Source organism: Streptomyces yongxingensis, assembly GCF_055597465.1.
On record NZ_CM145717.1, the window covers coordinates 4,654,308 to 4,672,528 of the forward strand.

18 protein-coding genes and 1 tRNA gene are annotated in these 18,221 nt (G+C 71.4%); 8 read left to right on the forward strand and 11 right to left on the reverse strand.

The window, feature by feature from the left end:
- Nucleotides 1-78: 78 nt before the first annotated feature.
- Entirely contained in the window at nucleotides 79-927 is an 849-nt protein-coding gene (locus tag ACZ6TD_RS19640) for an SDR family NAD(P)-dependent oxidoreductase (RefSeq protein ID WP_471355749.1), read from the reverse strand.
- A gap of 153 nt (nucleotides 928-1,080) precedes the next feature.
- Between ACZ6TD_RS19640 and ACZ6TD_RS19645 the strand changes: the two genes are divergently transcribed.
- Entirely contained in the window at nucleotides 1,081-1,974 is an 894-nt protein-coding gene (locus ACZ6TD_RS19645) for a LysR family transcriptional regulator (protein WP_471355750.1), read from the forward strand.
- Between the two features lie 224 nt (nucleotides 1,975-2,198).
- Here the strand turns inward: ACZ6TD_RS19645 and ACZ6TD_RS19650 are convergent.
- The 7 genes from ACZ6TD_RS19650 to galU form a co-directional block, all read right to left on the reverse strand.
- A tRNA-Ala gene (locus ACZ6TD_RS19650) sits at nucleotides 2,199-2,272 on the reverse strand.
- Nucleotides 2,273-2,347: 75 nt separating this feature from the next.
- A complete protein-coding gene (gene sepX / locus ACZ6TD_RS19655) occupies nucleotides 2,348-3,589 on the reverse strand; it encodes a divisome protein SepX/GlpR (protein ID WP_471355753.1) in 1,242 nt (413 codons plus the stop codon).
- Between the two features lie 142 nt (nucleotides 3,590-3,731).
- Nucleotides 3,732-4,355 (reverse strand): GNAT family N-acetyltransferase, encoded by a 624-nt coding sequence (locus ACZ6TD_RS19660; RefSeq protein ID WP_471357894.1) that lies wholly within the window; start codon nucleotides 4,353-4,355, stop codon nucleotides 3,732-3,734.
- Nucleotides 4,352-4,912: a MogA/MoaB family molybdenum cofactor biosynthesis protein gene (locus ACZ6TD_RS19665; RefSeq protein WP_471355756.1), complete on the reverse strand. Its 561-nt coding sequence runs from the start codon at nucleotides 4,910-4,912 to the stop codon at nucleotides 4,352-4,354. The genes ACZ6TD_RS19660 and ACZ6TD_RS19665 overlap by 4 nt, the downstream gene beginning before the upstream one ends.
- Entirely contained in the window at nucleotides 4,909-5,391 is a 483-nt protein-coding gene (gene moaC / locus ACZ6TD_RS19670; protein WP_138914182.1) for a cyclic pyranopterin monophosphate synthase MoaC, read from the reverse strand. Before moaC ends, ACZ6TD_RS19665 begins: the two co-directional genes overlap by 4 nt.
- A 65-nt stretch (nucleotides 5,392-5,456) precedes the next feature.
- The gene (glp, locus tag ACZ6TD_RS19675) at nucleotides 5,457-6,776 is read right to left on the reverse strand and encodes a molybdotransferase-like divisome protein Glp (RefSeq protein WP_471355758.1); all 1,320 of its coding nucleotides are present in this window, start codon (nucleotides 6,774-6,776) and stop codon (nucleotides 5,457-5,459) included.
- 4 nt (nucleotides 6,777-6,780) lie between these two features.
- Nucleotides 6,781-7,683: a UTP--glucose-1-phosphate uridylyltransferase GalU gene (galU, locus tag ACZ6TD_RS19680; protein ID WP_471355759.1), complete on the reverse strand. Its 903-nt coding sequence runs from the start codon at nucleotides 7,681-7,683 to the stop codon at nucleotides 6,781-6,783.
- Between the two features lie 133 nt (nucleotides 7,684-7,816).
- Between galU and ACZ6TD_RS19685 the strand changes: the two genes are divergently transcribed.
- Nucleotides 7,817-8,368 carry a 5-formyltetrahydrofolate cyclo-ligase gene (locus tag ACZ6TD_RS19685; RefSeq protein WP_471355761.1) on the forward strand — a complete coding sequence of 184 codons (552 nt, stop codon included), beginning with the start codon at nucleotides 7,817-7,819 and terminating at the stop codon, nucleotides 8,366-8,368.
- A gap of 136 nt (nucleotides 8,369-8,504) precedes the next feature.
- On the opposite strand, the gene ACZ6TD_RS19690 is transcribed toward ACZ6TD_RS19685, so the two are convergent.
- The gene (locus ACZ6TD_RS19690) at nucleotides 8,505-11,273 is read right to left on the reverse strand and encodes a penicillin acylase family protein (protein WP_471355763.1); all 2,769 of its coding nucleotides are present in this window, start codon (nucleotides 11,271-11,273) and stop codon (nucleotides 8,505-8,507) included.
- Nucleotides 11,274-11,549: 276 nt separating this feature from the next.
- On the opposite strand from ACZ6TD_RS19690, the gene ACZ6TD_RS19695 reads away from it, so the two are divergent.
- The 5 genes from ACZ6TD_RS19695 to mscL all read left to right on the forward strand — a co-directional run bounded on the left by ACZ6TD_RS19695 (nucleotide 11,550) and on the right by mscL (nucleotide 16,069).
- Nucleotides 11,550-13,013: a potassium/proton antiporter gene (locus ACZ6TD_RS19695; RefSeq protein WP_471357897.1), complete on the forward strand. Its 1,464-nt coding sequence runs from the start codon at nucleotides 11,550-11,552 to the stop codon at nucleotides 13,011-13,013.
- 134 nt (nucleotides 13,014-13,147) lie between these two features.
- Nucleotides 13,148-13,513, forward strand: coding sequence for an FmdB family zinc ribbon protein (locus ACZ6TD_RS19700; RefSeq protein WP_471355765.1), 366 nt, complete (start codon nucleotides 13,148-13,150; stop codon nucleotides 13,511-13,513).
- A 99-nt stretch (nucleotides 13,514-13,612) separates the two neighbouring features.
- Complete coding sequence (locus ACZ6TD_RS19705; protein ID WP_471355767.1) at nucleotides 13,613-14,458, forward strand: S-methyl-5'-thioadenosine phosphorylase; 846 nt, start codon at nucleotides 13,613-13,615, stop codon at nucleotides 14,456-14,458.
- A gap of 342 nt (nucleotides 14,459-14,800) precedes the next feature.
- The gene (locus ACZ6TD_RS19710; RefSeq protein ID WP_471355769.1) at nucleotides 14,801-15,469 is read left to right on the forward strand and encodes an RcpC/CpaB family pilus assembly protein; all 669 of its coding nucleotides are present in this window, start codon (nucleotides 14,801-14,803) and stop codon (nucleotides 15,467-15,469) included.
- 108 nt (nucleotides 15,470-15,577) lie between these two features.
- Nucleotides 15,578-16,069 carry a large conductance mechanosensitive channel protein MscL gene (gene mscL / locus ACZ6TD_RS19715; RefSeq protein ID WP_471357900.1) on the forward strand — a complete coding sequence of 164 codons (492 nt, stop codon included), beginning with the start codon at nucleotides 15,578-15,580 and terminating at the stop codon, nucleotides 16,067-16,069.
- 7 nt (nucleotides 16,070-16,076) lie between these two features.
- Here mscL and ACZ6TD_RS19720 read toward each other — a convergent pair whose 3' ends face one another.
- Nucleotides 16,077-16,265 carry a hypothetical protein gene (locus ACZ6TD_RS19720; RefSeq protein WP_078559050.1) on the reverse strand — a complete coding sequence of 63 codons (189 nt, stop codon included), beginning with the start codon at nucleotides 16,263-16,265 and terminating at the stop codon, nucleotides 16,077-16,079.
- A gap of 3 nt (nucleotides 16,266-16,268) precedes the next feature.
- The gene (locus tag ACZ6TD_RS19725; protein WP_471355771.1) at nucleotides 16,269-16,811 is read right to left on the reverse strand and encodes an AMP-binding protein; all 543 of its coding nucleotides are present in this window, start codon (nucleotides 16,809-16,811) and stop codon (nucleotides 16,269-16,271) included.
- A gap of 202 nt (nucleotides 16,812-17,013) precedes the next feature.
- Here ACZ6TD_RS19725 and ACZ6TD_RS19730 point away from each other — a divergent pair, with 202 nt between their 5' ends.
- Nucleotides 17,014-18,156 (forward strand): P1 family peptidase, encoded by a 1,143-nt coding sequence (locus ACZ6TD_RS19730; protein ID WP_471355774.1) that lies wholly within the window; start codon nucleotides 17,014-17,016, stop codon nucleotides 18,154-18,156.
- Nucleotides 18,157-18,221 lie beyond the last annotated feature (65 nt).

The window sequence follows — 18,221 nt, forward strand, 5'->3', positions numbered from 1 at the left end:
ATTCTGACCGGGACGTCACATATTCACTGGTTCAGGCCACAACGCGGTGATACGGCAGGGTGCGGGGCGGCGCTGTCATCAGACAGCGAGCCGCCCACCGTCGACGGGCAGGACGGCGCCGTGGATCATCCCGGCGTCGGGTGACGCGAGGAAGACGATCGCGCGAGCGACGTCCTGCGGCGTGCCGACCTGGTTGGCCGGTGCTTGCGCGGCCGTCGCCTCCAGCATGTCGTCATAGCCCGCCATGCCCTCCGTGCGGGTGGGACCGGGGCTGACGGCGTTGACCCGCACCCCGGCGGAACCGAACTCCGCCGCCCAGGACTTGGTGAGCATCTGCAACGCCGCCTTGCTGGAACCGTACAGAGAAAACCCGGGGATACCCCGGTTGGCCACGATCGTCGTGACGTTGACGATCGCGCCGTCACCACGCTCGGCCATCCTCGGCGCCAGTGCGCCCACCAGCAACAGCGCGGCGCGGACGTTGACCGCCATGACGGTGTCGAACTCATCGACCTTGACGTCCACGGTGGCCGCATAGGAGAGCAGGCCGGCATTGTTGACCAGCACATCCACATGCCCACCGCCGAGGTCGAGTGCCTGATGGGCGAGCCGGAGCACGCTATCGGCATCGGCCAGGTCCGCAGCGACGAAGTGGGCACGACCGCCGTCCTGGGCGATCACGGCGACCGCTTCCTCCCCACGGGCCCTGTCCCGGCCGGTGATGATGACGCGGGCACCGCAGGCAGCGAACCGCCGCGCCGTCTCGCGGCCGATACCGCTTGTCGAACCGGTGATCAGCACGGTCTGACCGGCGAAGTCCTGGCACATGAAGAACCCTTCCACGAGGTCGACGGGGAACGATGCGACGCGAGCGGCGTCCCGAAAACCCGCCGGAGCGCAAAAACGAGAGCGAGCCGGTGCAGCCACCCCGCACACCCGCTCCGTGTCGCCGATATTGCGGCGACCCCCCTCCCCATGTCCAAGCCCTGATCCGTATCGAGCTATACGAAACAGGCATACCTGCACGTCGCGGCTTTTCCCGTACCGAGCGGCGCCATGGTGCCGCGATACGCTTCTTCCATGCCCAAACCGTCGGCGGACCTCGACCTGCGCCTGGTGCGGTACTTCACCGTGCTCGCGGAACACCGGCGGTTCGTCAGCGCCGCCGAGCAGCTGCGCATCACACAGCCCTCACTGAGCCGGCAGATCAGCAAGCTGGAGACGCAGGTCGGCGCCCGGCTGCTTGAACGAACCGCCCGGGGCAGCCGACTCACCGAAGCGGGCGAAGCGTTCCTGCCCCGCGCCAAGGCGTTGCTCCGCTCGGCCGCTCACGCCGCGGCCGCTGCCCGCACAGCGGCACAACCGCAGCGCATCACCATCGGCTACACCGCGGACCTGCTCATCACCGCCGCCGTACGCCACATGCGCCACCACCACCCGGACGCCGACATCCACACCTCGTACCTCAGCTGGGACAGCCCACGCGAGGCACTGCTTGATCACCGTGTCGACGCTGTGGTCACCCGGCTGCCACTGACCACCGACGGCCTGGCGGTCACCACCCTGTACGACGAGGCCCGCGTGCTGGCGGTCCCCCTCGACCACTCCTTGGCCGGCAGGGAATCGGTCACACTCGACGACATCGCTGACGAGCCCCTGCCCCGGGTGCCCGACCCGGCATGGAACGCCTACTGGCGCATCGACCCCCGCCCCGACGGACGCCCCGCCCCCGGCGGTCCGCTGGCCCAAGTGGCCGAGGACAAGCTGGAATTCGTCGCTTCGGGACAGGCGGTGGCCATCATGCCGGCCACCGCCCGCCTGCGCCCCGACATCACCACGATCCCCCTGCGCGGCGTCGATCCCGGTCACGTCGTGCTGGCCACCCGCGCCGCCGACCCCAACCGGTTGCTCGCGGCGTTCCGGCGGTCGGCCCGCACCCACCTCACCGGCCCGCCCGCGCAAGCCTCCTCCTAGCCGCCGCCCCGTCACGCCGAGAACCTCCGGCACAGCAAGATCGCGGTGACCATGGAGATCTACACGCACGTCCCGTCCGAGGCCACCCGTAAGGCGCTGCGGAGGCTCGGCAAGCACCTGGGCAAGCAAGACCGGAAGTAGTCGGAAGCGGTTGCTGTACTTCGCTGCTGTACGGCACGAAAAAGCCCCCGCCAGGTTTCCCCGGCGGAGGCTTTGAGCTGCGGTGGACCTGAGGGGATTTGAACCCCTGACCCCCTCGATGCGAACGAGGTGCGCTACCAGTCTGCGCCACAGGCCCTTGCAACGAGTGAAACTCTAGCATCCCCTCCGGGGTGCTTGGTAATCCGTTCCCCGCTGGTCAGTGAAGGGCCTGTCACTCGTTGGCAGCACGCGGCCGGTCCTCGTCGGCGTACTGGTCGAAGAGGGGGGTGCGGCCGCGGTCGCGGGTGCCGCGGGGTGGGGCGGCGACCGGATCCGGGGCCGGGGCGGGGTCATGAGCGGAGGCGGGGTCCACGGTGCTGGAGCGGGCGGAGCTCCAGGCGTCGGGGGCGGCCAGGTCGACGCTTCCGGTGGCGCGCGGGGCGACCGGGGCGGTGACGTAGGTGGGCAGCGGGACGGGCACCGGCTCCCAGCCCTCCCCGGCGGCCGGGCCCCGCTCGCGCTCGCGCTCCTGGTCCACCCACTCGGCGTGATCGGTCTGCTCCACCAGCGCCCGGCGCCCGGCCGCGTGCGGCGAGGGCGCCTTTACGGGGGCGGGCTCGGCCTCGGCGGGGGCGGCAGGGCCTGCGGGGCAGTCCTCGGCGGAGGGGCCCTCGGCGGGCGGATGGGCCCGCCGACGGCGCTCACGCAGCCGCTGCGCGGCCTGCTCGGCGTGGCGCTGGTCCATGGTGAAGGCGAAGCGGCGGCGCTCCTGGGCGCGGAGGTAGGCGATATAGGCGCTGAGCAGTATGGCCGGGATGCCCGGGACCCACAGGAAAGCGAGGCCGCCGACGGCCGCGACGATCGCGCCGAGGGTGAAGGCGACGAAGAGGATCACGGTGGTGCGGCGGCGGCGCGCGAGCACTCGGGCGCGCCGTCCACGGTCCAGCGCGCTCCAGCCTCCGCCGTTCGCGCCGCGCGCACCGCTCGCACCCCCGGCGCCCGCGCCCCGCGCACCGCTCGCACCTCCGGCGCCCGCGCCCCGCGCGCCGCTCCCGCCCCCGGCCGCCGGTGCCGACGCGCCCTCGGCGGGGGCGTCGGCGCCCGTGGGGGCGGGGGCGCGCAGGGTCACGGGCTCGGCGAAGGCCCGGACGTCGACCGCGTCGGTCACCGCTTCCGGGTCGGCCACGTAGCGCCCCGGCTCGACGGGGGCGCCACCCGTGGCGGGGGCGTCCGCGTCCTCGGCGGTGCGCTCGGCGGGGTCGTCCGCCGGGTCCCCGGGGCGCTCGAGGTCCGCGCGGCTCTTGGCGTAACGGCGCTCCATGCCCGCCCGTCCGGACAGCAGCCGGATGGCGGTGCTGAAGCGTTCCGTCGGACGGGCCTCATTGAGCTCGTCCTGCCTACGAAGCCACATCGGCACCAAATAGGCGGCCCAGGCCCCGACGATGACTGCGTAGATGAGGCCACTGCTGCTCACGCTCACACGGTAGAGGGGTCCGCATGAGGCCATCTGCCAATTGGCGCGGTGTGTCGCACGATCTGGCTGATATCTCGAAAGTTTTTTGTGATTGTTGGGATGACCAGGTTGGAAATGTTCTCCCGCTATTCGAACAGATATTTCATTTCTGCGATGCGCCTGGTCGGGTCCTGTGCCACCGGTTCAGCAGCCCCTCGGACAGTTCCTCCACCGTGAGCGCGTAGACCAGGTGGTCGCGCCATGCGCCGTCGATGTGGAGATAGCGCGGCCGCAGACCTTCCTGCCGGAATCCGAGTTTCTCCACCACCCGGCGGCTGGGCAGGTTCTCCGGCCGGATACACACCTCGATGCGGTGCAGTCCGACAGTGCGGAAGCAATGGTCGACGGCGAGCGCGACCGCGGTCGGCATCACTCCGCGCCCGGCCACCGCCTGGTCGATCCAATAGCCGACATGGCCCGAGCACATCGACCCCCAGGTGATCCCGGCGACCGTCAACTGCCCGGCCAGCCGCCCCTGGTACTCGATGATGAACGGCAGCATCCGCCCCGCGTGCGCCTCCGCCCGCAGATGGCGGACCATCTGCCGGTAGGTGGGCCGGTGGGTCACGGGGCCGCCCGGCGAGGGCGGCGGGATGGTCGCCTCCCAGCGCCGCAGCCACTCCCGGTTGCGTTGGTTGACCTCGCGCCAGGCGCGCTGGTCGCGCAGCTTTATGGGGCGGAGGACGGTGTCGCCGTCCGCCAGCACGACCGGCCAGGGGGCGTTCAGCGCGCGCTCCCGGCCTGCCCCGCGGGATCGGCAGGATCATCGGCGGGGGCGGCGGAATCGGCGGGTCTGCGGTGGTCCCCGCCGTGGATCTGGTCGACCGCGTGGACCAGGAGGCGGCCGAGCACCTTAAGGCCGTCACGCACCCCTCCGGTGGAGCCGGGCAGATTGACGACCAGGGTCGTGCCGGCGACCCCGGCCAGCCCCCGGGAGAGCGCGGCGGTGGGCACCTTGGCGAGCCCCTCGGCGCGGATGGCCTCCGCGATCCCCGGGATCTCGTAGTCCAGGACCCGGCGGGTGGCCTCCGGGGTGCGGTCGGTGGGGGTGAGACCGGTGCCGCCGGTGGTCACCACGACGTCGTACGAGGCGGCCACGGCGTCCCGCAGGGCGGCCTCCACCGGATCGCCGTCGGGCACCACGCGCGGACCGTCCACGGCGAAGCCGAGCCCGTCCAGCCCCTCGGCGATCAGCGGGCCGCCGGTGTCGGCGTAGACCCCGGCGGCGGCGCGGTTGGAGGCGGTGACGACCAGGGCGCGGCGTGGCTCCGCCGAGCCGCTCATGCCCGGCTCCAGTCGCCGGATTTGCCGCCGGTCTTCTCCTCCACCCGGACGTCGGTGATGACGGCTCCCTTGTCGACGGCCTTGACCATGTCGATCACGGTCAGGGCGGCGACCGAGACGGCCGTCAGGGCCTCCATCTCCACGCCCGTGCGATCCGTGGTCTTCACGGTGGCGGTGATCTCGACGGCGTCGTCGGCGACCTCGAGGTCCACCGTGACGCCCGACACCGCGAGCGGATGGCACAGCGGGATCAGGTCCGGGGTGCGCTTGGCGCCCATGATGCCCGCGATCCGGGCGGTGGCGAGGGCGTCGCCCTTGGGGAGGCCCTCGCCGCGCAGCAGTTCCACGACGCGCGGCGCGACGCGCACGCGGCCGCTCGCCCGGGCGGTGCGCGCGGTGACGTCCTTGGCCGAGACGTCGACCATGCGGGCGGCGCCCGACGGGTCGAGGTGGGTGAGATGGTCCTGGGCGCTGCTCATCGTTCTCCCGGTCCGGGCCAGGTGGCTCCTGTGTGGGACGACACCGTACCCGCCGCGGTCGGCGGCTAGGCCAGCAGGACGACGTCAACCTCGGCGCCGGGGGCGACCTCGGTGACGTCCTCGGGGACGACGATCAGCGCGTTGGCGTGCGCCATGGCCTTGATCAGGTGCGATCCCGCGCCGCCCACCGGGCTGACGGTGGCCGGCCCGTCGAGCGTGGCCGGCTCGTACCAGCCGCGCAGGAACTGGCGCCTGTCCTTGGGCGAGGAGGCGACGCCCTCGGGGCAGACCGCCTGGGCGATGGTGCGGTGGACGTCGGTGCTCCCCAGCATGGTGCGGATCACGGGGCGTACGAAGAGCTCGAAGGAGACGTACGAGCTCACCGGGTTGCCGGGCAGGGCCATCAGCGGGGTGTTCTCCGGGCCGACGCGGCCGAAGCCCTGGGGCTTGCCGGGCTGCATGGCCAGCTTGCGGAAGTGCACCTCGTGCATCGCCTCCTTGACCACGTCATAGGCGCCGACGCTGACCCCGCCGCTGGTGACGACGACGTCGGCGCGGACCAGCTGGTCCTCGACGGCGGCGCGCAGCGTGGCGGCGTCGTCGGCCACCGCGCCCACCCGGTAGGCGATCGCGCCGGCCTCCCTGGCGGCGGCCGTGAGCTGGAAGCTGTTGGAGTCGTGGATCCGGCCGGGGCCCGCCTCCTCACCGGGCTGGACCAGCTCGCTGCCGGTGGAGAGCACCACCACCCGCGGCCGGGGCCGCACCATCACGGTGGCGCGGCCGAGCGCGGCCAGCAGCCCGAGCTGCGAGGCGCCCAGGACCGTGCCGGCGCGCAGCGCGAGCTCGCCCGCGTCCGCGTCGCTGCCCCGGGTGCGCACATGCTGGCCCTCCCGCACCGGGCGGAAGACGCGCACCCTGCCGCTTCCGCCGTGGGGGTCCGAGCCCCGCGCGGGCATATGGGTCACCGGTCCGCTGTCGAGGCCGCCGTCGGTCCACTCGACGGGGACGATGGCCTGACCGCCGGGCGGGACCGGGGCGCCGGTCATGATCCGGGCCGCCTCGCCCGGGCCCACGGCGGGCAGGTCACCGCTGCCCGCCGCGATGTCGCCGACGACGGTCAGCACCGCGGGATGGTCCTCGGTCGCGGCCGCGACGTCAGCCGTACGGACCGCATAGCCGTCCATGGAGCTGTTGTCGAACGGCGGAAGCGCGCCGGGGACGGTGACGTCCTCCACCAGGACGCAGCCCTGGGCCTCGAGCAACTGCAGCTCGATCGGCTCCAGCGGATGGACGTGCCCGAGGATGTCGTCGAGGTGCTCGGCCACCGTCCAGACCCGGTCCTGGTCCGGGCCGCGGTCGGCGGCCCGTTCTGCGGTGCTGCTCAAGGTGCTACATCTCCTCGGTGACGTAACTGCGAAGCCATTCCCGGAACTCCGGGCCCAGGTCTTCACGTTCGCACGCGAGTCTGACAATGGCACGCAGATAGTCGCCACGGTCGCCTGTGTCGTAGCGGCGCCCCTTGAAGACGACGCCGTGCACCGGGCCGCCGAGGTCCGGACTGGAGGCTAGCGCCTGCAGGGCGTCGGTGAGCTGGATCTCGCCACCGCGGCCCGGCTCGGTCTCGCGCAGCACCCCGAAGACGGCCGGGTCGAGCACATAGCGGCCGATGACGGCGTAGTTGCTGGGCGCGTCCGCGGGGTCGGGCTTCTCGACCAGGCCGGTGACCTGGACGACGTCGTCGTCCACGGTCGGCTTGACGGCCGCGCAGCCATAGAGGTGGATCTGTGCCGGGTCCACCTCCATCAGGGCGATGACGCTGCCACCGTGCCGCTCCTGGACGTCGACCATGCGGGCCAGGAGCGGGTCGCGGGCATCGATGAGGTCGTCGCCGAGGAGGACGGCAAAGGGCTGGTCACCGACGTGCGGGGCGGCACAGAGCACGGCGTGGCCGAGACCCCTGGGGGCTCCCTGGCGGACGTAGTGCATGGTCGCCAGGTCGCTGGACTCCTGGACGCGGGCGAGTCGGGTCTCGTCGCCCTTGCGGGTCAGGGCCTCTTCGAGCTCGTAGTTGCGGTCGAAGTGGTCTTCCAGGGGTCGCTTGTTACGACCGGTGATCATGAGGACGTCGGACAGTCCGGCGGTGACTGCTTCCTCGACGACGTACTGGATCGCCGGCTTGTCGACGACCGGCAGCATCTCCTTGGGGGTGGCCTTGGTGGCCGGAAGAAAGCGGGTTCCGAGTCCCGCGGCAGGGATGACAGCCTTGCTGATCCGAGTACGCGATTGAGTCATGTACCGAACCCTATCCGGTGCCTTTGGGGCAGATGATGAGTATTCGGTGAATATGGCATGAGACAGGGAGATTGCGCACCCAGTGATCAACACCGACGCTAGTAAGCGTGCATTGCGGAGACGTCACCTGACGATGAGGTCCAGGTTGACGGCGGATGACATCGAGACGGCCGGCGCCGCTCTGGCGTGTCGTGCACTGGAGCTTCCCGAGCTCGCCGGGGCGGCCACGGTGGCGGCCTATGTGTCCGTGGGCAGCGAGCCCGGTACGCACGCCGTGAGGGAGGCTCTGCGCGCCCGCGGGGTCCGGGTGCTGCTTCCGGTGCTGCTCGAGGACGACGATCTCGACTGGGGCGAGGACGCGGGGCCCGGGCGGCTGGCGCCCGCCCGGCGCGGCCTGCTGGAGCCCCAGGGGCCGCGGCTCGGGCCCGAGGCGGTGACCGGGGCGGACGTGGTGCTGCTGCCCGGGCTCGCAGTGGACCGGCGCGGGATGCGGCTGGGCCGCGGCGGCGGCTCGTACGACCGGGTGCTGGCCCGGCTGGCGGCGGCGGGGGCCGATCCGGCGCTGGTGGTGCTGCTGTACGACGGCGAACTGCTGGACGAGGTGCCCGGGGAGGCCCACGACCGTCCGGTGCACGCGGCGGTGACGCCGTCGGGCCTCCACCGCTTCACGCCGCGGCCCCGCTGAAGGCGCCCGGAGGCGCCTGTCGGCGGGGCCGCGAGGGTCGGACGGGCCCGGGGACCGCCGGGGGCGGAAACGCCCCTCAGACGGCCGCCGGGCCCTTCGGGGCCCCGTGCGGGGCCCGGGTGCTCCATGTGGGGCACTACGGGGTGAGCGCCAGCTCGTCCTCCGTCGACTTGTCCACGGCGCTCTTGCTGAACGCCCAGGGCAGCAGCTCACCCTTCGCCCACTTCTCGGTCTGGTCCGTGTAGTGCGCGTTGTAGGCGTGGCCGGAGGCGCCGGTGAGGTTGATCCAGCGCGACTTGTCGAGGTTGTCGAGGTTGACGACCATCCGCATCGAGGGGACCCAGGTGACGTCGTAGCCGCCCGCCGCGTTCCAGCCGGTGGCGTTGACCGCCGCCTCGCCGCCGGAGAGGTTCCACGGGCCCCGGTTGAGGAGCCACTGCACCACGCCGGGGCCGTCGGTGCCCAGGGTCTGGTTCTTCAGCGTCAGCCGGTGCAGACGCCCCCAGCTCCAGCTGTTGATGTCCTTGCCCAGCTTGGCGGTGAGCTCCGAGCGCGCGGCCCGCATGGCCTGCGCCAGCAGCTCGTCACGGTTGGTGGCGCCGGGCTTGTTGCGGGTGCCCGCCGTCTTCCACCAGTCGTTCTTCGGGTCCTTGATGATGGTGCGCACGACCTCGTACCAGCGGTCGCCGCCGTCGGGCTGGGCCATGTCCGGGTCGCGCTTACCGCATTCGCGCACCAGCCGGGCGTTGCCGTTCAGGTCCTCCAGCGGGCCCGAGTCGTCGGCCGGGCGCACCCGCAGGCACTCCCCCTTGACCCGCAGCTCCTTGGGGAGCTTGTCGCCGAAGGCCAGCTTGAGGGTGTTGCGCCAGACGGCGTTGAAGTACGCGGCGGCCGCCGAGTCCGAGTCCTGGGTGTAGTCCCAGCTCTCCAGCAGCTTCTGGGCCTGGCGTACGTAGTCGTCCTTGACGTCGATCTTCAGCAGATAGGGCGTCAGCAGCTTGGCGACCTCGCTGCTGTTGTCCATCTGCAGGGACTGCATGTCGTCCGTGGAGATCTTCCCGCCGTCCTTGACCTTCGACTCGATGAGGTCGGTGATGCGCTGGCTCCGCGCACCGTAGCCCCAGTCGTCGGTCAGCAGATACGGGTAGTTCTTCTTGTCTATGACGGCCTGGTTGGCGGTGACGATATAGCCGCGATCCGGGTTGAGCTCCCAGGGCAGCGCCGACTGCGGGATGTACTTGCTCCACTTGTAGCGCGAGTCCCAGCCGGGCGCCGGGTAGCGGCCGTCGCCCTTGGAGCGCACCGGGATCCGGCCGGGCGCCTGGTATCCGATGTTGCCCTTGGTGTCGGCGTAGATGAGGTTCTGGGAGGGGACCGCGAAGTCGCGGGCCGCCTTACGGAAGTCGCTGAAGTTCTTGGCCGTGTTGAGCTTGAAGACCGAGTCCATGGTGTTGGACGGGGTGAGCGCGGTCCACTTCAGCGCCACCGCGTAGCCGTCGCCGCGGTCGGGGGCCACGTCATCGGCGCCGGTGCCCACCGGGGCGCTCTTGCCGACGTCGGCGAGCTCGTCGTCGCGGTCGGAGACGATCGGTCCGTTGTTGGTGGTGCGGACGGTGATCTTACGGCTCGCGCCGCCCGCGACCTTGATGGTCTCCTCGCGGGTGGTGAAGGGGACCTGCTTGCCGTCGTAGAGATAACCGTCGGAGGTGACCTTCTCCAGGTACAGGTCGCTCACATCGGCGCCGAGGTTGGTCATGCCCCAGCTGATGTCCTGATTGTGACCTATGACCACACCGGGCAGACCGGCGAAGGTGAAGCCCGCCGTGTCGTACGGACACGCGCTGCTGACCTGCTTGCAGTGCAGCCCCATCTGGTACCAGACGGACGGCAGCTGGGGCGCCAGGTGCGGGTCGTTGGCGAGCAGCGGCTTGCCGGTGGTCGTGTACTTGCCGGAGACCACCCATGAGTTGGAGCCGATACCGGTCCCGTTCGGGCCCAGCAGCGCCGGGACGTCGTCCAGGGTCTTGGAGAGCGAGGACAGCTGCGTCTGCAGCCCCTGAGTGGCTCCGGTGACCCCTCCGCCCACCGTGCCGGTGCCGCCCGTGCCGCCCGTGGAGCCGGCCGGGGTGCCCTTGGGGTCGAACTCGTCCGTGACCTCGTTGACGGCGCCGCCCTGGACGATCGGCTTGTTCCGGCTGTACGGGTAGGACGGGTAGAGCTGGTCTATCTGCTTGGCGCTGAGCCGGTTGGAGGCCAGGGCGCGGTCCACCTCGTCCTGCATGTTGCCGCGCAGGTCCCAGGCCATCGCCTTCAGCCACGCCAACGAGTCGACCGGGGTCCACTTCTCCGGCTTGTAGCCGTCGTTCTTGAAGTCCAGGGCCGCGTACTCGACGGACAGCGCGTCCCCTTGGTGGTCCTTGAGGTAGGCGTTGACGCCGTCGGAGTAGGCCCGCAGATACTTCTTGGTGGCGGCCGACACCTTGGTGTCGTACTCCTGCTGGGCCACCCGGTGCCAGCCCATGGTACGCAGGAACGCGTCGGTCTCCACCTGGCCGGAACCGAACATCTCCGAGAGCCGGCCCGCGGTCATATGGCGGCGGACATCCATCTCCCAGAAGCGGTCCTGGGCCTGCACGAAGCCCTGGGCGCGGAAGAGGTCCTCGGGGGTGCCGGCGTAGATCTGAGGTATCCCATAGCCGTCACGTTTGACCTGCACGGGGCCGGACAACCCCTTCAGCTGCAGCGATCCCGTGGTCTCCGGGAATGAGGCTCGAACTGTACTGATGCTCCAGTACGCGCCGTAGCCGACGCCCCCGACGAGCAGCAGCACGACTGCGATCACGATCAGGCGGAGACGTCGGCTCTTCTTCTTTTTGGGAGAAGAGCCGGTTGTGTTGGCGGGCATCGCTGTCCTTCGAGGGGCAGGGTGAACCTGGAGTGCTGGAGCAACCATAGGCGCAGCGCTGTCGCCGCCCCTACGCGGAGTCATGACTGACGCCCTGCACCGGCCACCGCCCGGGCTCGTACACCTCGGTGAAGCCTTCTCGTGGGAGGCTCGCGTCAAGATCCCGTAAAATGTTAGGTAAGGCAATGAAGTTCCGGTCGGCGGGGACCCCTTCGCAGCGTTCCCTCCGCTCCCGCGAGAAAGGGTCGGCCCCTGACTGTTCACCACCTCAATGAACTGCTGTTGATCTGTGCCCTCGTCCTGCTCTTCGCGGTGGCGGCCGTAAGGGTGTCATCGCGCAGCGGACTGCCCACGCTGCTGATCTATCTCGGGATCGGCGTCGCCATCGGCACGGACGGGATCGGCGTCACCTTCAACGACGCCGAGCTGACGCAGATCCTCGGCTACACCGCGCTGGTCGTCATCCTGGCCGAAGGCGGTCTGGGCACGAAGTGGGGCGAGATCAAACCCGCCCTGCCGGTGGCCGCCGTCCTGTCCACCGTGGGCGTCGCGGTCAGCGTGGGGATCACCGCGGCGGCAGGGCACTATGTGGTGGGACTGGACTGGCGGCAGGCGCTGATCATCGGCGCGGTGGTGTCGTCCACGGACGCGGCGGCGGTCTTCTCGGTGCTGCGCACGGTGCCGCTGCCCAAGCGGCTCACGGGCGTCCTGGAGGCCGAGTCAGGCTTCAACGACGCCCCTGTGGTGATCCTGGTGGTCGCCTTCTCCACCCAGGGCCCCATGGAGTCCTGGTACGCCCTGATCGGCACGATCGCCCTGGAGCTGGCGATCGGCGCGGTGATCGGCATCGCGGTCGGCTGGCTGGGCGCCTACGGCCTGCGGCATGTGGCGCTGCCCGCCTCGGGTCTGTACCCGATCGCGGTGATCGCCATCGCGGTGACCGCCTACGCGGAGGGTTCGCTGGCGCACGGGTCCGGCTTCCTCGCCGTCTACCTCGCCTCGCTCATCATGGGCAACGCACGGCTGCCGCACTGGCCGGCGACGCGCGGCTTCGCCGAGGGGCTGGGCTGGCTCGCCCAGATCGGGATGTTCGTCCTGCTGGGGCTGCTGGTCACCCCGCACGAACTGGGCGACGACATCCTGCCCGCCCTCGCGGTGGGGCTGGTGCTGACCGTGGTGGCCCGTCCGGTGTCGGTCCTGCTCAGCACGGCGCCGTTCCGGCTGCCCTGGCGGGAGAAGGCGCTGCTGTCCTGGGCGGGGCTGCGCGGGGCGGTGCCGATCGTGCTGGCGACCATCCCGATGGTCAGCGATGTGCCCGACAGCCGCCGGATCTTCAACATCGTCTTCGTGCTGGTGATCGTCTACACCCTGATCCAGGGGCCGACGCTGCCCTGGCTCGCCCCCCGGCTGCGGCTCGAGGAGCCCGAGCCGGCCGACCTCGGCATCGAGTCGGCGCCACTGGAGCGGCTGCGCGGCCATCTGCTGTCGGTGTCGATCCCCCAGTCGTCCAAGATGCACGGCGTCGAGGTCGGCGAGCTGCGGCTGCCCCCGGGGGCCGCGGTCACCCTGGTGGTCCGGGACGAGACCAGCTTCGTACCGCTGCCCTCGACCGTGCTGCGGCGCGGCGACGAGCTGCTGGTGGTGGCCACGGACCCGGTGCGCGACGCGGCGGAGCGGCGGCTGCGGGCGGTGGGCCGGGGCGGCAAGCTGGCGGGCTGGCTGGGCACGGGAGCGGGTTGAGGGGGCCTGCCGGAGGCTGCCTCAGGCGGTGTGTTCGATCACCGTATGTCTCGTCCCAGTGGACTGACGGGCGGGAATACTGCACTATGGAGCGTCGTTAGCACTCATTGAGTGAGAGTGCCAGGAGGAAGAACGTGCCGACCTACCAGTACCAGTGCACCGAGTGCGGCGAGGGCCTCGAGGCGGTGCAGAAGTTCACCGACGACGCGCTCACCGACTGCCCGAACTGCAAGGGACGCCTGAAGAAGGTGTTCTCGGCGGTCGGCATCGTGTTCAAGGGCTCCGGCTTCTACCGGAACGACAGCCGCTCCTCCTCCAGCACCTCGAGCGGCGGCTCCAGCAAGGCGGCGGCGAAGAGCGAGGGCTCCGGCTCGTCGTCCTCTTCATCCTCGGACTCCTCGTCCTCGGACTCGTCGTCCTCGTCCTCCTCCTCGACGTCTTCGTCGTCGGCGTCGACCTCGTCGTCTTCGTCGTCCTCGACGTCGAGCTCGGCCGCCTGATCGGGCCGCCTGGTTCTTCGGCTTCATCGACACCCTGTCACCTCCACCGGGAGGCGGCGGGGTGTCGTTCGCGTGGGCGCGGGTGGCTAGGGTGATCACATGGTCGAGACCAGCAGGCAAGCAGACATAGGGGTCATCGGGGGATCGGGGTTCTACACGTTCCTCGACGACGTGACCGAGATCACCATGGAGACTCCCTATGGGGCGCCGAGCGACTCGCTCGTCCTCGGCGACATCAAGGGACGGCGGGTCGCCTTCCTCCCTCGGCACGGCCGCAAGCACCATCTGCCGCCGCACCGCATCAACTACCGCGCCAACCTCTGGGCCCTGCGTTCGCTCGGCGTACGACAGGTTTTCGGCCCATGCGCGGTCGGCGGGCTGCAGCCGGAGTACGGACCTGGCACGCTGCTCGTCCCGGACCAGCTGGTGGACCGCACGAAGGGGCGTACACAGACCTACTTCGACGGCGAGCAGCTGCCGGACGGCCGGATTCCGAACGTGGTGCACACCACGTTCGCCGACCCGTACTGCCCGGTGGGGCGGAAGGCGGCCGTGGACGCGGCGCGCGGACGCGGCTGGGAGCCGGTGGACGGCGGGACGATGTGCGTGATCGAGGGGCCGCGCTTCTCCACTCGCGCCGAATCGCGCTGGCATGCGGCGCAGGGCTGGTCGGTGGTCGGCATGACGGGCCACCCGGAGGCGGTGCTCGCCCGTGAACTGGGCCTCTGCTACACGTCGTTGACGCTGGTCACCGATCTGGACGCGGGGGTCGAGACCGGCGAGGGCGTCACCCACACCGAAGTGCTGAAGGTCTTCGGGGAGAACGTGGGCCGACTGCGCGAGGTGCTCTTCGACGCGGTGGGCAGGCTGCCGGAGACCTCCGCACGGGACTGCCTGTGCACTCACGCCCACGACGGCTGGGACCTGGGGATCGAACTTCCGTAGGCGCGGCGCGGGGCAGCCGGACGACGACACTGGCGCCGTTTGAAGCGGGCGGCTGTGTGACCCGCCGCGCCCAGCCGGTGCGGGGCGCGGCGGGTGCCCGCGCGCAACGCTCAGGGCCGGTTCTCGCCCGCTGCGGGGCGGGTATCGGGCCCGTCATGGGGCGGGCATCGCGCTCACTGTGGGGCGGGCATCGCGCTCACCGTGGGGCGGGCATCGCTCGCGCGGGTGACCGAGTTGTCCACAGGCCGGTGGCCATCCACAGGCCCCAGCGGGATCGGGCGGGGGCGGGCATGGTGAGGGGGCCAGAAGCACCCGGACCCTCACGGCAGGCGGTGATGTGCCATGTCCCATCCGTCCCCCACCCTCGCGTTACCCCGCTCCGCTCCCCCGACCCGTGCCGTGCCCCGCTTCGATCCGGTGCGCACCGGGCGCGCCGGCGGATTCGGGCTGCGGCGGGTCGTGCGGCGCCGCCGCCGCGCGATGGCGGTCGGGCTGGCGCTGACGGCCGCCGCACTCGCGGCCGCTGCACCGTCCGGCCGGGGGCACACGGATGCGGTGACCTCGCGGGCGCCCGCCCCCGCGGGTGAGGAGCGGCGGGGCGGCCCGCGCCCCGCCATGGTCTCGGCGCCGATCCGGATCGCCGACGCGGCGGCGGTACGGCTGCTGCACCCCGGCGACCGGGTGGATGTGCTGGCGACACCGCTTCCGGACGCCACACGGGCCCGGTCGTCCGGTACTACGGCGCGGGTGGTCGCGCGTGGGGTCCGGGTGGCCGAGGTGCCGGGGTCCCGGAACGCCCGCGCGACGGGCGGCCGAGGCGACGGCGGCGCACCGGAGGCCGATCCGGACGCGGATGCGAGCGGCGACGAGGCGCTGGACGGCGGCGCGCTCGACGGCGCGGTGGACGGCGACGGGGCGCTGGTGGTGCTGACGGTTCCGCGAGCGGGCGCCACCGCGCTGGCCGGGGCCGCGGCCGACTCCCGACTGACGGTGACGCTATGCCGCTGCTGACTCCCCCGACTCCCCTGATGCCCCTCTCACCTGCGGGTGTAGGTTGCGGAACCGTCCGCTCAAGCACCGACGCGGCGAAAGAGAGGCAGTGGGTTGAGCCAGGAGAAGGTGACCGAGGAGAAGAAGAGCGTCATGGAAGGGTTCAAAGCCTTCCTGATGCGCGGCAATGTGATCGACCTGGCCGTCGCGGTCGTCATCGGAGCCGCTTTCACCGCCGTCGTGAATTCGATAGTGAAGGGCCTCATCAACCCCATAGTCGGAGCCTTCGGCACGAAGGACCTCGAGAAGTACCGCTCCTGCCTCAAGGCGCCCTGCGAGACCAACGCCACGGGCGATATCGTCCACGGCATCCCGATCCTCTGGGGAAGCGTGCTCTCCGCCGTGCTGACCTTCCTGATCACCGCGGCGGTGGTGTACTTCCTGATGGTGCTGCCGATGTCACGCTATCTGGCGCGGAAGGCCGCCAAGGAGGCGAAGGCGGAGGAGGAGCAGGCCGTCGCGGACGCCGAGGAGATCATTCTGCTGCGCGAGATCCGCGACGAGCTGGTGGCACAGCGCGCGGCCGTCAGCGGCGGTGGCGGCAGCGGCTCCAGCGCCTAGGAATCCGTCAGAGGTGGTGGGGCGGCTTCTCGTCGAGGAACCGGGCCAGATCAGCGGCATCGTCGGCACTGTCGCCGCCGGGAACCCGCTCACCCCACCCGTGGTCCGTATCGTCCGATGACCGCTGCGCGAAGGGATCGTCGAAGCTCAGCGCGGCGGCCGGATCGCGCGGTCCAGGGGCAGGGGCGGTGCTCATGCCTCAAGAGTACGGCCCGGGCAGCGGCTCGGTGTACCGGCCGAGCTCGTCGTGCCACCACAGGTCACGCCCGGGCCTCCAGGACACCGGGCAGGCCAGCCGGTGGACCACCAGCACGGAGCGCACCTCGGGGCAGCCGGTCAGCGCCCGGTCGACGTGGCGCTTGAGCGGCTGTGTCTCCCCGCCGTGCTGCCCGGCGTCCGCGGTGATGACGACCTTGGCGCCGACCTCCCTGATCCGGTCGCGCAACTCATGGGGGCGCAGCCCCACGGGCAGGCTGGCGCGGACGACGTCGAGCCGGCCGCAGGCGAGCGTGGCGATCACGGACTCGGGCACCAGCGGCAGATGGACCGCCACCCGGTCCCCGGCACGGACGCCGAGCCGGGTGAGCGCGGCGGCGGCCCGGGCAGCCTGGTCGAGCAGCTCGGCATGGGTGAGCTCCTCGGTGCAGTCGGGCTCACTGATCCAGCGGAGGGCCACCCGGGCGGCCCGCCGAGGGTCGGCGGCCAGTGTCGGGAGCTCCTCCGTCCGAGAGCTACGGGGCACGGCGGTCTTCTTTCGGACGGGGGCGAACGGCATACAGCTCAGATTGCTGTCAGGCCATCAACGTCTGATGAACGCCCTCTATATGAGGGGTCCTCAACCCGTCCGGCGCGCTTCGGCGGCGATCGCGGGAATGCGCATACGGGGGTGGTACGCGCCTCGCTACTCGACCATGCCACGGCTTCCCGTGCTACGCATAGCTTCCATGGATGCCGAGCGGACAAACCCCGAATCAACTCCCACCGGTCCGGCCGACGGCCTGACGGACGTCCGCGGACTGCGGGTGGGCCATGCCCAGCGGTCCGGCGGCGGCCGGCTCACCGGGACGACCGTGGTGCTGGCCCCCGAGGGCGGTGCGGTCGCCGCCGTCGATGTGCGCGGCGGTGGCCCCGGCACCCGGGAGACCGATGCCCTCGATCCGCGCAATCTGGTCCAGCGCATCGATGCCGTCGTGCTGACCGGCGGCAGCGCCTTCGGGCTCGACAGCGCCTCGGGGGTGGCCTCCTGGCTGGAGGACCACGGCCGGGGCTTCCGGGTCGGCCCCGATCCGGCGCAGGTTGTTCCCGTGGTCCCGGCCGCCGCCCTGTTCGACCTGGGCCGGGGCGGCGATTGGCGGGCCCGCCCGGACGCCGCGCTGGGGCGCGAGGCGATCGGGGCGGCGGCCGGCTCGGAAACGGGGGCTCCGGTCGCGCAGGGCAATGTGGGGGCGGGCACGGGCGCGGTGGCCGGTGGGCTCAAGGGCGGCACCGGTTCGGCCTCCACAGTGCTGCCGTCCGGCGTCACGGTGGCCGCGCTCGTGGCGGTCAACGCCGCGGGATCGGTCGTCGACCCCGGTACGGGTGCGCTGTACGGGGAGCACTACGGGCCGTCGGAGGAGGGCGAGCCGCACCGGCCCGGCGCGGCCGTGCACGTGGAGGCGATGCGCCGGCTGACCGCCGCGCGGGCCGAATCGGAGCGGCGGCAGGCCGCGTCGGTGCGGCCTCCGCTGAACACCACGCTGGCCGTGGTCGCCACCGACGCCGTGCTCACCCGGGCCCAGGCGCAGAAGCTCGCGGGGACGGCACACGACGGTCTGGCGCGGGCCGTCCGGCCGGTGCATCTGCTCTCCGACGGCGACACGGTCTTCGCCCTGGCCACCTGCGGGCGCCCGCTGATACCGGAGGGCCGCCCCGAGGACGCCGGCGATCCGGCGTTCGGGGTGCACCGGGAGAGCGGCGCGCTGAACGAGGTGCTGGCGGCCGGGGCGGATGTGCTGACCCGGGCGGTGGTCAAGGCGGTGCTCGCGGCGGAGACCGTGGACGGCCCGGGCGGTGTCTTCCCCGCGTACCGGGATCTGTACGGCCTCTGATCCGCGGGGGCCGGGGGAAGGAAGCGTCCGGCCGGGAGAAGCGGCGGGAGCGACGAAGAGAAGGG